The sequence below is a fragment of the Curtobacterium sp. 8I-2 genome, assembly GCF_902506155.1.
GTDB lineage: Bacteria > Actinomycetota > Actinomycetes > Actinomycetales > Microbacteriaceae > Curtobacterium > Curtobacterium poinsettiae.
This window is the reverse complement of record NZ_LR732827.1, coordinates 2285059-2299743: the sequence shown is the minus strand read 5'-3', so window position 1 is coordinate 2299743 and position 14685 is coordinate 2285059. Positions and strand designations below refer to the sequence as shown.

Here is a 14685-nt window from a genome sequence, read left to right as displayed (position 1 = left end):
CGTAGCGGCGGCCGTTGTGCCAGACGCGGCTCTGCTGGCCGTCGGGGGTGCGGCGGTCGTCGCGGCCGCGGTCGTCCCGACGGTCGTCACGGGGTGCCGACCTGGTGCGGTCGTCACGGCCGCGGTAGCCACCACGGTCGTCACGCGGTGCCGAAGCCCCACGGTCGTCACGACCCCGGTACCCACCACGGTCGTCACGCGGAGCGGAGTCGCCGCGGTACCCACCGCGGTCGCCGCCACCGGATCGGTCGTCGCGACCCCGGTACCCGCCACGGTCCTCACGCGCAGCCGGAGCCCCGCGGTCGTCACGGCCGCGGTAGCCACCACGGTCGTCACGCGGAGCCGAGTTGCCGCGGTAGCCACCACGGTCGTCACGCGGAGCCGCGCTCCCGCGGTCGTCGCGACCCCGGTAGCCACCACGGTCGTCACGCGGAGCCGAGTTGCCCCGGTACCCACCACGGTCATCGCGCGGAGCCGAAGCGCCACGGTCGTCACGGCCCCGGTAGCCACCACGGTCGTCACGCGGAGCCGAGTTGCCCCGGTACCCACCACGGTCGCCGCCACCGGAACGGTCGTCACGACCCCGGTAGCCGCCGCGGTCGTCACGCGGAGCGGACGCACCACGGTCGTCACGGCCGCGGTAGCCGCCGCGGTCGTCACGCGGAGCGGAGTTGCCGCGGTACCCGCCGCGGTCGCCGCCACCGGACCGGTCATCGCGGCCCCGGTAGCCACCACGGTCATCGCGCGGTGCCGAAGCCCCGCGGTACCCACCACGGTCGTCACGCGGAGCGGAAGCCCCGCGGTACCCACCACGGTCGCCACCACGGTCGTCACGCGGAGCCGAAGCCCCGCGGTACCCACCACGGTCGCCACCACGGTCGTCACGCGGAGCCGAAGCCCCGCGATACCCACCACGGTCGCCGCCACGGTCGTCACGCGACGGGTACCCGCCACGACGGTCGTCGTCCCGCGGCGGGCGTGCGCCCCCACGGTCGTCGCGACCGTACCCGCCGGAGCGGCCACCGGCACCGGAGCCGGCCCCGCCGCGTCCGCCGGCCGGGCGGCCGGAGCGATCTGGGCCTCCTGAGCGTCCGTTGCGGTCGTCTCGGTCTCGGGGCGCGCCGCGCCCCCGGTCGTCAAACCCTGCCATCGGGGATCCTTTCGTTCTGCTCGAAGCCGTCCGCACCGTCGTCCAGGAGGGGCGAGATGAGCGGCAGCTCGTCGAGCGAGTTGATGCCGAGCTGCTGCAGGAGCAGGTCGGACGTGACGTAGTTGATGGCGCCGGTCTCGGCGTCGGTGAACGACTCCTCGATGAGGCCGCGTGCCACCAGGGTCCGGACGACGCCGTCGACGTTGACGGCGCGGATCGCAGCGATCTGCGATCGGGTGATCGGCTGCTTGTAGGCGACGACCGCCAGGGTCTCGAGTGCGGCCTGCGACAGCCGCGAGGGGCGCTCGGCCTCGACGAACTGCTCGACCACGGGGTCCAGGTCGGCGCGGACGTAGAAGCGCCAGCCGCCCCCGACCTCGCGCAGTTCGAAGCCGCGGCGGATCGTGCCGTCGACACCGTCGAAGTCCGCGACCAGGCGTTCGATCGCCTGGCGCACGGCGGGGACGGGCGAACCGACGGCGGCACCGAGCGCGACGAGCGACTGGGGCTCGTCCGCGATCATCAGGATGGCCTCGAGCTGGCGGTCGAGCGGGATGGCGGGGTCGTGGATCTCGTGCTCGATCGCGCGGGCGTCGGCCATCTCGTCGGCGCCGCCGGGTTCGGCGCTGGACGTGTCGTGCACGTCATCCGTCATAGTCGGCTCCCAGGTTCGCGAGGCTCTCGTCGGACCAGTCCTCGGCGGTCCACCGCAGTGTCAGCTCCCCGAGCGGCTCGAGCTGCTCGAACGAGATCGACGCGTTCCGGTACAGCTCGAGGATCGCGAGGAAGCGAGCCACCACGATACCGGTCTGGTCGACGCCCGCGACCAGTTCGCGAAACGAGACACCCTCACCATCACGGGTGCGGAGGATCGAGACGACGATCGCGGCCTGCTCTCGGATGCTGATGAGCGGCGCGTGCAGGTGGTCCAGGCCGACGGTCGGGATCTCCCGCGGGGCGAAGGCGAGCGTGGCGAGGGCGGCGAAGTCCTGCACGGACAGGGTCCAGACGAGCTCCGGCGTCCGCGCGCGGAACCGCTCCTCGAGCCGGACGCTGCGGACGTGCCGGCGCGACTCGATGCCCCACCGCTCCCCGAACCAGTCGGCGGCCTGCTTGAACGCCCGGTACTGCAGCAGTCGGGCGAACAGCAGGTCGCGGGCTTCGAGCAGGGCGACGTCCTCGGCGTCCACGAGCTCACCCTGCGGCAGCAGCCCGACGATCTTCAGGTCGAGCAGGGTCGCCGCGACGACCAGGAACTCGCTGGCCTCGTCGAGCTCGTCGGCGGACTCGGCCTGCCGGACGTACTGGATGAACTCCCCCGTCACGGCACCGAGCGAGACCTCGGTGATGTCGAGCTCGTGCTTCGTGATGAGCGACAGCAGGAGGTCGAACGGTCCGTCGAAGTTGGTGAGCCGGACCCGGAACCCCGGCTCAGGCGACGGCGCCACGCTGGACGAGCTCTCGTGCGAGCTGCCGGTAGGCGTGGGCGGCAGGGTGGTCCGGCGCGGTCTGCGTGATCGGTCGTGCGGACACCGTGGCGTCCGGGAACTTCACGGTGCGGCCGATGACGGTGTCGAGCACGCGGTCGTCGAAGGTGTCGACGACCCGCTCCATGACTTCGCGCGAGTGCAGCGTGCGCGAGTCGTACATGGTCGCCAGGATGCCGTCGAGCTTGAGCGCCGGGTTCAGGCGGTCGCGCACCTTGTCGATCGTCTCGATGAGCAGCGCGACACCGCGCAGCGCGAAGAACTCGCACTCGAGCGGGATGAGCACGCCGTGTGCAGCGGTCAGGGCGTTCACGGTGAGCAGGCCGAGCGACGGCTGGCAGTCGACCAGGATCACGTCGTAGTCGTTCGCGACCTTGCGCAGCACGCTCGCCAGGATCTGCTCGCGGGCGACCTCGTTGACCAGGTGCACCTCGGCCGCGGACAGGTCGATGTTCGCCGGGATGACGTCGAGGCCGGGGGTGTTCGTCGGCTGGATGACCTGGTTCGGGTCCTTCACGGCACCCATCAGCAGGTCGTAGACGGTGTGGATGTCGTGGGTGCGGACACCGAGGCCGGCAGACAGCGCACCCTGCGGGTCGAAGTCCACGGCGAGCACCTTGCGGCCGTACTCCGCGAGCGCGGCACCCAGGTTGATGGCGGTCGTGGTCTTGCCGACGCCGCCCTTCTGGTTGCAGAGCGCGATGATGCGGGCGGGTCCGGTGCTGTCGAGCTCCTCGGGCACGGGGAAGTCCCGGACGGGACGCCCCGTCGGACCGTGGGTGGTCGCGCCGGTGGGGTTGGTCGTCGGGTTCGGGCTCACCCCGTCATCGTACCGGCGACGTCGGGGTGGGCCGGGTCGCACCGCCGCACTGCTGCTCGTCAGGCAGCGCGCAGGGCGACGCGCATGCTGTCGACCCGCTCCGCGATCACGGGGTCGGCCGACCACCGCTGCTGCAGCCGGCCGACGAGCTCGCCGACCTGCTCGCGGTCGAGCCCCGGGTGCAGCGCCAGGCCCACCGTCAGCTCCGGTCCGGCGAACCGGCCGACCGGGTCGCCCGGCGCGAGTTCGACACGGGACACGCTGGGCTCCCCTTCGACCGAGGCCGCGAAGGCACGGGCCACCTCGGGGTCCTCGAAGCACGGGGTCCACGGCAGGTCCTGCCCGAGTGCCCACACCGCCGGACGACGCAGCACGAACTCGGTCGGCGACTTCGGGTCGAGCACGACGAGCTGGGTGTCCTCGCTCGCCGCGGCCATCGCCACGCGGCGGGACTCCACCGGCACGGGGCGCGCGTCCGGGTCCCACGCGTGCACGGCGTCGACCGAGGTGAACGCGGGCATCACGCTGCGACCGTCGGGGCCGGCGACCGTCACGATCGAGAGTTCCTGGGTCTTGTCGACGAGCTTGCCCGCGTCGGTCTCCCCCACGTCGCCGGCCTCGGCGATGAGCGGGATGAGCAGGCGGGCGGAGCGGAGCGCATCGACGATCGCGGCCTGGGACGCACCGTCGGCGAGTGAGCCGATGGCCGCGACCACCGCGGGGTCGGCGAGTCCGTCGTCGTCCGCGAACGCGGTGTCGTGGTGGTCGAACGTGCGGCCTTCCCACGAGAACCCCGCCGAGTCCGCCGCCCCACCCGGGGTGTGCGCGTCGTCGGTCTCCGGCCCGGTGCCACGACCGTTCGAGATGCCCGCCACGGCGTTACTCCGAGGCGATGTCGAGAGCGGCCGGCAGCGTGAACGCCCCGGAGTACAGCGCCTTGCCGATGATCGCGCCTTCGAGCCCGTACGGCACGAGTTCGCGGAGCGCACGGAGGTCATCGAGGGTGGAGATCCCGCCCGAGGCCACCACGGGCTGGTCGGTCCGGTCGCACACCTGGCGGAGCAGTTCGACGTTCGGGCCCTGCAGCGTGCCGTCCTTCGTGACGTCGGTCACCACGTAGCGGGCACACCCGGCGGCTTCGAGGCGGTCGAGCACCTCCCACAGGTCACCGGCATCCTCGGTCCAGCCGCGGCTCGACAGCGTGGTGCCGCGGACGTCCAGCCCGACGGCGATCTGCTCGCCGTACTCGCCGATCACCCGCGCGGCCCAGTCGGGGTACTCGAGCGCTGCGGTGCCGAGGTTCACGCGCGCCGCACCGGTCGCCAGGGCCGCTTCGAGCGAGGCGTCGTCGCGGATGCCGCCGGAGAGTTCGACGGAGACCCCCTCGACCTCGCGGATCGCGTGCGCGATCACCCGGCGGTTGTCGCCACGGCCGAAGGCGGCGTCGAGGTCGACGAGGTGGATCCACTCCGCGCCCTGGTCACGCCAGGTGCGGGCAGCGGCGACGGGGTCGCCGTAGCCGGTCTCGCTGCCCGCCTCGCCCTGGGTGAGTCGCACGGCCTGTCCGTCGACGACGTCGACGGCCGGCAGCAGGACGAGGGGCGGGGTGTCGGTGAGGTCGGTCATGGTCCTGTCGGTTTCGTTGCGGTGGAGAAGGGGCTGCGGACAGCCGGGAGGCCCGGGGCGCGTCCGGCACGGCCGTCGCGCCCGGTGCGCGCCGGGTTCAGAGCGAGCGGACCCAGTTGGAGAGCAGGCGGATGCCCGGCTCGCCGGACTTCTCGGGGTGGAACTGCGTGGCGGTGAGCGGCCCGTTCTCGACCGCGGCGATGAACGGCTGCCCGTGCTCGGCCCAGGTCAGGCGGGGCGCACGGAACGGCCCGTACGCCTCGAGCGGGAAGTCGGTCACGCCGTAGGAGTGCACGAAGTAGAAGCGCTCGTCGTGCAGGCCGTCGAACAGCACGGAGTCCTCGGGCGCCTGCACGGTGTTCCAGCCCATGTGCGGGAGCACCTCGGCCTGGATCTCCTGCACGGTGCCGGGCCACTGGCCGAGCCCTTCGACGTCGGCACCACGCTCGATGCCCCGCGAGAACAGGACCTGCATGCCGACGCAGATGCCGAGCACCGGGCGCCCGCCTGCCAGGCGGTGGTCGACGATCTCGCCGCCCTGCACGCCCTCGAGCTGGTCGATGACAGCCGCGAACGCCCCGACACCGGGGACGAGCAGGCCGTCAGCCTTGAGCGCCGCCTGCTTGTCCGAGGTCAGGGTGACGTCAGCCCCGGCGCGCTCGAGCGCCTTGGCGGCGGAGTGGACGTTGCCCGACCCGTAGTCGAGGACGACGACGTTCGGCTTGGTGGCGGTCACAGGGCGCCCTTCGTGGACGGGATGCCGTCGACGCGCGGGTCCAGCTCGACCGCCTTGCGCATGGCCCGGGCGAACGCCTTGAACTCGGCTTCGGCGATGTGGTGGGGGTCGCGGCCCTCGAGCACGCGGACGTGGACGGTGATCCCGGCGTTGAACGTGATCGCCTCGAACACGTGGCGGACCATCGAGCCGGTGAAGTGCCCGCCGATGCGGTGGAACTCGAAGCCCGCGGGCTCGCCGGAGTGCACCAGGAACGGACGCCCGGAGACGTCGACGACGGCCTGGGCCAGCGCTTCGTCCAACGGGACCAGGGCATCGCCGTACCGGCCGATGCCGGACCGGTCGCCGAGGGCCTGCTTGATCGCCTGTCCGAGCACGATGCCGGTGTCCTCGACCGTGTGGTGCACGTCGATGTCGGTGTCACCCGTGGAGCGCACGCGCAGGTCGATCAGGGAGTGCTTGCTGAACGCGGTCAGCAAGTGGTCGAAGAACGGGACGGAGGTCGAGATCGACGAGGTCCCGGTGCCGTCCAGGTCGAGCTCGAGTTCGACACTCGATTCGCTCGTCGAACGGCTGATCGAGGCGGTGCGGGCGGTCATGCGTCAACCCTAACCGGCGGCTGCTCGGCGGCGACCTGCCGCATGGCGTCGAGGAACGCGGTCGTCTCGGCTTCGGTCCCCGCACTCACCCGCAGGTGGTTCGGGATCCCGAGGTCGCGCACGATGACGTCGCGCTCGAGCAGCGCCTCGAACGCAGCGTTCGGGTCGGCGACTCCGCCGAACAGGACGAAGTTCGACCAGGTCTCGTAGGTCCGGTATCCCATGGCCCGCAGCTCGGTGACCATGCGGTCGCGCTGCGCCTTGATGTCGTCGACCATCGCCAGCATCTCGGGGGCGTGCCGGAGTGCCGCGATCGCTGCCGCCTGCGTCAGCGCGGACAGGTGGTACGGCAGCCGGACCAACCGGACGGCGTCGACGACGGCGGGGTGCGCGGCCATGTACCCGACTCGGGCACCGGCGAACGCGAACGCCTTGCTCATCGTGCGGGACACCACCAGGCGCTCACGTCCGGGCAGCAGCGTGAGCGCGCTCGGAGCGTCGGACGGCATGAACTCGGCGTAGGCCTCGTCCACCATCACGATGCCGTCGGTCGCGTCGTAGGCGGCCGCGATCGTCTCGATGTCGAGCGGGGTGCCCGTCGGGTTGTTCGGCCCGCACAGGAACACGATGTCGGGCTTGTGGTCGCGGATGGCTGCGACGACGGTCTCGGGCGAGATGCGGAACTCGTCGTCCCGCTGGGCCGGGATCCACGTGGTGCCGGTACCCGACGCGAGGATCGAGTGCATCGGGTAGGTGGGCGGGAACCCGAGGACCGAGCGACCGGGCCCGCCGAACGCCTGCAGGAGCTGCTGCAACACCTCGTTCGACCCGTTCGCCGCCCAGAGCTGCTCGGCGCTCAGGTCGTGCCCGAGGTAGTCCGCCAGGGACTGGCGGAGCTCGGTGAACTCGCGATCCGGGTACCGGTTGACCGTCAGCAGGGCCTGCCGGATCGACTCGACGATGTCGGCGGCGACGTCGTCCGGAACGGGATGCGTGTTCTCGTTGACGTTCAGCTGCACGCGGACGTGCTTCTGCGGGGCGCCGTAGGGGCTCTGCCCGCGCAGGTCGTCTCGGATCGGGAGGTCTTCGAGCGTGAATGCCACCGATCCATCGTAGGCCGCTGTCACCGTGCGACGACCAGCCGTCTGGACGGGGCTGCCCGAGTGACTACTCGCCGTCGGTGTACTTGGTGGGGATGGAGAGCTCTTCGCCGGCCTGCAGCGCCGAACCGTCGAGCGCGTTGAGGCTGACGACGTCCTGCACGAAGTCGCGCGGGTCGGAGTCGGGGGCGGTCTGCTCGGCGAGCTGCCAGAGCGTCTCGCCCGGCTGGATCGTCACGGTCTCGAAGTGGGTGCGGGCGCCGCCGGCGGTGGCGTCACCGGCCGAGGCCTGTCCACCGTTCAGCACGCCGAGGGCGACGACGACGAGGAGCGGGATCGCGGCGAGCGTCGTGAAGACGATGCGGCCGCGACGCGTCAGACGCAGGCGGGTACGCACGGCGGGCGCCGCGGTGCGCTGGATGTCAGCGATGGCGATGGTGCTCATGTCGTTCTTGCCTTCCCGTTCGGTGGAACCGAAGTCCTGTACCGAACATAGTTTCGAATCAGATGACGCACAAGTCCTGGGAGAGGATTTCTGCGGGGTTTTCTTGCGACACGCTCGAACAGGTGTTTGTCCGGCCCTGGCTGGTCGGATACTGTTTCGATCGACTGGGACAAGCCTGACGGGGACCACCGACATTCCCGCCGCGGCCGGACCGGCACCGACGAAAGCGAGACGACGTGGTGGACGAACTGCGGGGCCAGAAGCCGCTGACGCCGAAGCAGCAGGCGATCTTCGACGCGATCCGTGCGTCGATCGCCTCGCGGGGCTACCCGCCGAGCATGCGCGAGATCGGCGACGCCGCCGGGCTCTCCTCGCTCTCCAGCGTCTCCCACCAGCTCGGCCAGCTCGAGCTCGGTGGCTGGATCCGCCGCGACCCGAACCGCCCGCGTGCGCTCGAGGTCCTGGTTGACGAGCCGACCTCCGACGTCGGCGGCCCGGACATCGACGCCACGACGCTCGTGCCGCTCGTCGGCCGGATCGCCGCCGGTGTCCCGATCACCGCCGAGCAGCACGTCGACGAGATCATCCCGCTCCCCCGCCAGCTCGTCGGCACCGGCGAGCTCTTCATGCTCAAGGTCGTCGGTGAGTCGATGATCGACGCCGCGATCTGCGACGGCGACTGGGTCGTCGTCCGGTCGCAGCAGACCGCCGAGAACGGGGACATCGTCGCGGCCATGCTCGACGAAGAGGCGACCGTCAAGGTCTTCCGCCAGCGCGACGGCCACACGTGGCTGCTGCCTCGGAACTCCGCCTTCGAGCCGATCCTCGGCGACGCGGCCTCGGTGCTCGGCAAGGTCGTCGCGGTCCTCCGCTCCCTCTGATTACTGCTCGCGCCGCACCGGCGCGGGACGCCGTCGTCACCGTACGACGCCCCCTGCACGACGAAACGCCGCCGGATTTGGCGGCGTTTCGTGTGTTCCGGGGTGTCTCGGTGACACGACGGCGTCTGACGGACCTGTGACGGGCCTCCAGGCCGCGCGGCAGCGCTCACCAGCGCCAGCCAGTTGCCAGCGCCAGTCGGAGCCGAGGGTCAGACGGTCGGGACGGGCGTGACCACGTAGGGCTCGAGCTCGGTGACCTGCCGTTGGAAGACGCGCACCCGCAGGCGCGTGCCGTCCTCGACGTAGTCGACGGACTCGACCGAGCCGGTGTCGTGCAGCGACGACACCAGGTCACCGCGGTCGTACGGCACCACGATCGTCAGGTCCACGTCGGGCTCGGGCAGGCGGTCCTCGATGACGCTGAGGAGCTCCGGGATGCCCTCACCGGTGCGCGCCGAAACGAACACCGCGTCCGGCACGAGCCCGATGAGCACGAGGCGCTGCGCGTCGTCGATCAGGTCGGCCTTGTTGAACACGACGACCTCCGGGATGTCGCCCGCACCGACGTCACCGATGACCTCGCGAACGGTGGACAGCTGCGCCCCGGGGTCGGGGTGCGAGCCGTCGACCACGTGCACGATGACGTCGGCGTCGCCGACCTCTTCGAGGGTGGAGCGGAAGGCCTCGACCAGCTGGTGCGGCAGGTTGCGCACGAAGCCGACGGTGTCGGCGAACGTGTACTCGCGGCCCTTGGTGCTCTCGGTCCTGCGGACCGTCGCGTCCAGCGTCGCGAACAGCTGGTTCTGCACGAGCACACCCGCGCTCGTCAGTCGGTTGAGCAGTGACGACTTGCCGGCGTTGGTGTAGCCCGCGATCGCGACGCTCGGCACCTCGTTGCGGTTGCGCTCAGCACGCTTGGCCTCACGGGCCGGGGTGAACCCGGCGATCTGCCGGCGGAGCTTCGCCATCCGCGTGTGGATCTTGCGGCGGTCGAGCTCCATCTTCGTCTCACCGGGGCCACGAGAGCCCATGCCAGCGCCTCCGGAGACCTGGCCACCGGCCTGCCGGGACATCGAGTCACCCCAACCGCGCAGTCGAGGCAGCAGGTACTGCAGCTGGGCGAGTTCGACCTGCGCCTTCCCCTCGCGGGTCTTCGCGTGCTGGCTGAAGATGTCGAGGATCACGGCCGTGCGGTCGATGACCTTCACCTTCACGACGTCCTCGAGCGCACGACGCTGCGAGGGTGCCAGTTCGGTGTCGGCGATGACGGTGTCGGCACCGGTGGCCTTGACGACCATCGCGAGCTCCTGGGCTTTGCCCTTGCCCAGGTAGGTGGCCGGGTCCGGGTTCGGCCGGCGCTGGAGGAGCCCGTCGAGCACCACGGCACCCGCGGTCTCGGCGAGTGCCGCGAGCTCGCGGAGGGAGTTCTCGGCGTCCTGCGCGTCGCCCTGGGGGTACACGCCGATCAGGACGACCTGCTCGAGCCGCAGCTGGCGGTACTCGACCTCGGTGACGTCCTCGAGCTCGGTGGAGAGGCCGGCGACACGGCGCAGCGCCGCACGGTCCTCACGGTCGTACTGGTCGCCGTCGCCCGTCCAGCTGCGATCGTCGGTCGACCGCGTCTGGATCGCCTGGGCGGGCGCGAAGATGGACGATGCTGCGCGGTGGTCTGCGTTGCGCAACACCCTCTCGACGACACCGTCTGCGCTGTCGTCGTTGGTCTGGTGGTTCTGCTGATGGGTATCCGTCATCCTGTGCACAGGCTACCTCCGCAGGCCCGTCGACACACTCGGTTGCCGGTACGGTTCATCCATGGCGAACGACCACTACTTCTCGGCCAACCCCGAGAGCGACGTCCGGCCCCGCCAGGTGGACGTCACGCTCGCCGGTCAGCCCCTCACCCTGTCGACCGCGGCGGGGGTCTTCAGTCCCGACGGCGTCGACCGCGGCACGAAGGTCCTGCTCGGTTCGGTGCCGGCACCCGCTGCTGACGGAGCGCTGCTCGACATCGGCTGCGGCTGGGGGCCGATCGCGATCACCATGGCGCTGCAGTCCCCCGACGCCCACGTCTGGGGCGTCGACGTCAACGAGCGGGTGCTGGGACTCGCCCGGGCCAACGCAGCGACGGCCGGAGCTGCGAACGTCACGATCGCGCTGCCCGACGACGTGCCGGCAGACCTGCGCTTCCGGACGATCTGGTCGAACCCGCCGATCCGGGTCGGCAAGGACGAGCTGCACCAGATCCTGCTGACGTGGCTGCCCCGGCTCGAGGTCGGGGGCGATGCCTGGCTCGTCGTGTCGAAGGACCTCGGGGGTGACTCCCTGCAGAAGTGGCTCGTCGGCGCCCTCGGTCCGGGCTTCGCAGTCACGCGCGAGTCGACGGCCAAGGGATTCCGCGTCCTCCGGGTGCAGCGCAGCGCGTAGAGCGCGCGCGACGCGCCCGCGCAGCGCGTCAGACCGTCAGACCGTCAGGTCGCCGGAGAACACGAGCTCGGCGGGCCCGGACAGCGACACGTGCTCGCCGTCCTCGGTCGCCGTCATCCGCACCGTGAGCAGCCCGCCCGGCACCCGCACGCGCCAGGTGTCCGGCGCCCCCGCACCGACCCAGTAGCGCGTGGCGAGGGCAGCCGCCACGGCACCGGTGCCGCACGACAGGGTCTCACCGCTCCCCCGCTCGTGCACCCGCATCGTGATCTCGCCGACGCCGTCCTTGATGAGCGGGTCGCCGGGCAGCACGAACTCGACGTTCGCACCGTGCTCGGGCGCCGGTTCGAGCACCGGCAGGAACGTCAGGTCGAGGTCGGCCAGTTCGTCCTCGGTCTCGACGGCGACGACCACGTGCGGGTTGCCCACGTCGATGCCGATGCCGGGGCGCGCACCGTCGAGGTTCTTCGCCCGGACGAGCACGTCGTCGGATCCGCCGCCCTCGATGCCCAGGCCCCAGCGGCCGAGGTCGGCCGCGAACCCGTTCGTGGTGCGCTGGATGTCGACCAGCCCCTTGCGGCTGCCGACCGTCAGCGTCTCGCCGGGCGCCAGTTCGACCAGGCCGGACTCGGTCAGGTACCGGGCGAACACGCGGATGCCGTTGCCGCACATCTCGGCGACCGTGCCGTCGGCGTTGTGGTAGTCCATGAACCACGTCGCCTCGGGTTCGACGGCGACGAGCGCGCGGCCCTCGGGGATCGCTTCGGACCGCACCGCGCGGATCACGCCGTCCCCGCCCACGCCGAAGCGTCGGTCCGCGATGGCACGGATCCGCTCGGGGGTCAGGTCGACGGTGGCGTCGGGGTCGGCGAACAGGACGAAGTCGTTGCCGGTCCCCTGGCCCTTGGTGAAGTGCAACTCGGTCACGGCACGATCCTACGGGCCAGTTCCGTCAGGTCACCGCGGTCGGCCCCGGTGACGTCGAGCGTCTCGGCGTCGGCGTACCGGCGGAACCACGACACCTGCCGGCGGGCGTACTTGCGGGTCGCGATGCCCGTCGCCTCGACGGCCTGCTCGCGGGTCGACGTGCCGGCGAGCACCTCGAGCGCCTGCGAGTACCCGATGGCGCCACGCGCGGTCCGGCCCTGCTCGAGTCCCAGCCCGCGGAGCGCCGCGACCTCGTCGACGAGTCCGGCGTCGAACATCCGCGCCGCGCGCTCGTGCAGCGCCGACACGAGCTGCTCCCGGTCGCGTCGCAGGTGCAGGATGCGGGACGGTCGCCAGGCGCGGGGCGCGGCCGGGAGGCTCGGGGTCACGACCTCGGATCGGCTCGCGATCTCGAGTGCACGGATCAACCGCCGTGGGTTGCGTGCGTCGATCGTCGCGGCGGCCGCCGCGTCGAGGGCACGGAGCCGTTCGAGCAGGATGCCCGGGCCGAGCGCGTCGTGCTCGCGCTCCAGCTGCGCACGGAGCTCGGGGTCGGTGCCCGGGAACGCCAGGTCGAACAGCACCGCGGAGACGTAGAGCCCGCTGCCCCCGACCAGGACGGCCACGCCACCGTCGGCCTGGATCCGGTCGACGTCGGTGCGTGCAGCCACCTGGTAGGCGGCGACGCTCGCCTCGTCGGTGACGTCGAGCACGTCGAGCTGGTGGTGCGGGATGCCGTGCCGCTCGGCCAGCGGGAGCTTCGCGGTGCCGATGTCCATGCCGCGGTACAGCTGCATGGCGTCCGCGTTGATGATCTCCGCGTTGCGACCGGTGGCACGCAGGCGCTCGGCGATCGCGATGCCGAGGTCGGACTTCCCCGTGCCCGTGGCTCCGACGACCGCGATCAGGTCGGCCTCGGCGCCGGTACCGGACCCGAGCGTCGAGCCGCTCGACGGCACGCCAGCGGTGGGCTCAGCGTCCGACACGGAGCGTGGGCAGCCCGAGCGAGACCGGACGTGGGCCGTCGGCTGCGGCGCCGGCCGGGGTGGGCACGCCGCAGCTCTCGGCCTGCGCGCGGTCCCAGGCATCTCCGGCCCGGGTTCGTCGGATGCGCAGCGGGGCGTCGTCGTCGGCGAGCAGGAAGTGCGGGGCCGCCCGGGTGATGTCGACGGTGACGACGTCGCCGGGGCGCGGGACCGCGGACCCGGCGGGCACCGTGAAGTGCACGAGCCGGGAGTCCTCCGCGCGACCGGAGAGCCGGCGGGTGGCGTCGTCCTTGCGGCCTTCACCCGAGGCGACGAGCACCTCGACGCTCCGGCCGACCTGCTGTGCGTTCTCTTCCGCCGTGATGCGTTCCTGCAGGGCGACGAGTCGCTCGTACCGCTCCTGCACGATGTGCTTCGGCAGCTGGTCGTCCATCGTCGCCGCGGGCGTGCCGGGGCGGATCGAGTACTGGAACGTGAACGCCGAGGCGAACCGCGCCTGCTCGACGACACGCAGGGTGTCCTCGAAGTCGGCGTCGGTCTCGCCGGGGAACCCGACGATGATGTCGGTGGAGATCGCCGCGTGCGGGATCTTCGCGCGGACGCGGTCGAGGATGCCGAGGAACCGCTCGCTGCGGTAGCTCCGGCGCATGGCCTTGAGCACCCGGTCGGAGCCCGACTGCAGCGGCATGTGCAGCTGGGGCATCACGTTCGGGGTCTCGGCCATCGCGTCGATGACGTCGTCGGTGAACGCTGCCGGGTGCGGGCTGGTGAAACGCACGCGCTCCAGCCCCTGGATGCCACCGGTGGCCCGCAGCAGCTTGCCGAACGCCTGTCGGTCGCCGAACTCGACGCCGTAGGAGTTCACGTTCTGCCCGAGCAGGGTGACCTCGATCGCACCGTCGTCGACGAGCGCCTGGATCTCGGCCAGGACGTCACCGGGGCGGCGGTCCTTCTCCTTGCCACGCAGCGAGGGGACGATGCAGAACGTGCAGGTGTTGTTGCAACCGACCGAGATCGAGACCCAGCCGCTGTGCGTCGAGTCGCGCTTGGTGGGCAGCGTCGACGGGAAGACGTCGAGTGCCTCGAGGATCTCGATCTGCGCCTCGTCGTTGTGCCGCGCCCGCTCGAGCAGGGTCGGCAGCGATCCCATGTTGTGCGTGCCGAAGACCACGTCGACCCACGGCGCCTTCTCGAGGATGACGTTCTTGTCCTTCTGCGCCAGGCACCCGCCGACGGCGATCTGCATGCCGGGGTGATCGCGCTTGATGCCCGCGAGTTGTCCGAGGTTGCCGTACAGCCGGTTGTCCGCGTTCTCGCGCACCGCACAGGTGTTGATGACGACGACGTCGGCCTGTTCGCCGTCCGCCGCGGTGTAGCCCGCGGCCTGCAACGACCCGCTCAACCGCTCGGAGTCGTGCACGTTCATCTGGCACCCGTAGGTGCGGACTTCGTAGGTGCGGGGGCGCGCTGCGACGGTGGCCATGGTCGTCCCAGTGTAGGTCGG

At 71.3% G+C, this 14685-nt stretch carries 15 protein-coding genes; 2 read left to right on the top strand and 13 right to left on the bottom strand.

All coding sequences use genetic code 11. The annotated features are described in order from the left end of the window. Positions 1-1136: 1136 nt before the first annotated feature. From scpB to BOSE127_RS14590, 9 genes are all read right to left on the bottom strand, one after another. The gene (gene scpB, locus BOSE127_RS14630; protein ID WP_017885898.1) at positions 1137-1805 is read right to left on the bottom strand and encodes an SMC-Scp complex subunit ScpB; all 669 of its coding nucleotides are present in this window, start codon (positions 1803-1805) and stop codon (positions 1137-1139) included. After that, positions 1795-2598, bottom strand: coding sequence for a segregation and condensation protein A (locus BOSE127_RS14625; protein ID WP_017885899.1), 804 nt, complete (start codon positions 2596-2598; stop codon positions 1795-1797). Before BOSE127_RS14625 ends, scpB begins: the two co-directional genes overlap by 11 nt. After that, on the bottom strand, positions 2582-3457 hold the full coding sequence (locus BOSE127_RS14620; protein ID WP_017885900.1) for a ParA family protein: 876 nt from the start codon (positions 3455-3457) through the stop codon (positions 2582-2584). The genes BOSE127_RS14625 and BOSE127_RS14620 overlap by 17 nt, the downstream gene beginning before the upstream one ends. A 59-nt stretch (positions 3458-3516) precedes the next feature. Next, positions 3517-4332, bottom strand: coding sequence for an SseB family protein (locus BOSE127_RS14615; RefSeq protein WP_236559563.1), 816 nt, complete (start codon positions 4330-4332; stop codon positions 3517-3519). 4 nt (positions 4333-4336) lie between these two features. Beyond that, the gene (gene priA, locus BOSE127_RS14610; RefSeq protein ID WP_159557771.1) at positions 4337-5083 is read right to left on the bottom strand and encodes a bifunctional 1-(5-phosphoribosyl)-5-((5-phosphoribosylamino)methylideneamino)imidazole-4-carboxamide isomerase/phosphoribosylanthranilate isomerase PriA; all 747 of its coding nucleotides are present in this window, start codon (positions 5081-5083) and stop codon (positions 4337-4339) included. 97 nt (positions 5084-5180) lie between these two features. Further along, positions 5181-5819 carry an imidazole glycerol phosphate synthase subunit HisH gene (gene hisH, locus BOSE127_RS14605; protein ID WP_042538434.1) on the bottom strand — a complete coding sequence of 213 codons (639 nt, stop codon included), beginning with the start codon at positions 5817-5819 and terminating at the stop codon, positions 5181-5183. Then, positions 5816-6418 carry an imidazoleglycerol-phosphate dehydratase HisB gene (gene hisB / locus BOSE127_RS14600; RefSeq protein WP_159557769.1) on the bottom strand — a complete coding sequence of 201 codons (603 nt, stop codon included), beginning with the start codon at positions 6416-6418 and terminating at the stop codon, positions 5816-5818. Before hisB ends, hisH begins: the two co-directional genes overlap by 4 nt. Beyond that, a complete protein-coding gene (locus tag BOSE127_RS14595; protein WP_159557767.1) occupies positions 6415-7521 on the bottom strand; it encodes a histidinol-phosphate transaminase in 1107 nt (368 codons plus the stop codon). Before BOSE127_RS14595 ends, hisB begins: the two co-directional genes overlap by 4 nt. A gap of 64 nt (positions 7522-7585) precedes the next feature. Next, positions 7586-7963 carry a LysM peptidoglycan-binding domain-containing protein gene (locus tag BOSE127_RS14590; RefSeq protein WP_056071257.1) on the bottom strand — a complete coding sequence of 126 codons (378 nt, stop codon included), beginning with the start codon at positions 7961-7963 and terminating at the stop codon, positions 7586-7588. Between the two features lie 236 nt (positions 7964-8199). On the opposite strand from BOSE127_RS14590, the gene lexA reads away from it, so the two are divergent. Next, on the top strand, positions 8200-8844 hold the full coding sequence (gene lexA / locus BOSE127_RS14585) for a transcriptional repressor LexA (RefSeq protein ID WP_017885907.1): 645 nt from the start codon (positions 8200-8202) through the stop codon (positions 8842-8844). Between the two features lie 209 nt (positions 8845-9053). Here lexA and hflX read toward each other — a convergent pair whose 3' ends face one another. Continuing rightward, positions 9054-10595: a GTPase HflX gene (gene hflX, locus BOSE127_RS14580; RefSeq protein WP_056071260.1), complete on the bottom strand. Its 1542-nt coding sequence runs from the start codon at positions 10593-10595 to the stop codon at positions 9054-9056. A 61-nt stretch (positions 10596-10656) separates the two neighbouring features. Here hflX and BOSE127_RS14575 point away from each other — a divergent pair, with 61 nt between their 5' ends. After that, positions 10657-11268, top strand: coding sequence for a class I SAM-dependent methyltransferase (locus BOSE127_RS14575; protein ID WP_159557765.1), 612 nt, complete (start codon positions 10657-10659; stop codon positions 11266-11268). A 36-nt stretch (positions 11269-11304) separates the two neighbouring features. Here BOSE127_RS14575 and dapF read toward each other — a convergent pair whose 3' ends face one another. The 3 genes from dapF to miaB are packed head-to-tail and all read right to left on the bottom strand — an operon-like array spanning position 11305 to position 14664. After that, entirely contained in the window at positions 11305-12195 is an 891-nt protein-coding gene (gene dapF, locus BOSE127_RS14570; protein ID WP_042538440.1) for a diaminopimelate epimerase, read from the bottom strand. After that, positions 12192-13181: a tRNA (adenosine(37)-N6)-dimethylallyltransferase MiaA gene (miaA, locus tag BOSE127_RS14565; RefSeq protein ID WP_236559562.1), complete on the bottom strand. Its 990-nt coding sequence runs from the start codon at positions 13179-13181 to the stop codon at positions 12192-12194. The genes dapF and miaA overlap by 4 nt, the downstream gene beginning before the upstream one ends. After that, the gene (miaB, locus tag BOSE127_RS14560) at positions 13168-14664 is read right to left on the bottom strand and encodes a tRNA (N6-isopentenyl adenosine(37)-C2)-methylthiotransferase MiaB (RefSeq protein ID WP_042538442.1); all 1497 of its coding nucleotides are present in this window, start codon (positions 14662-14664) and stop codon (positions 13168-13170) included. Before miaB ends, miaA begins: the two co-directional genes overlap by 14 nt. Positions 14665-14685: the final 21 nt, after the last annotated feature.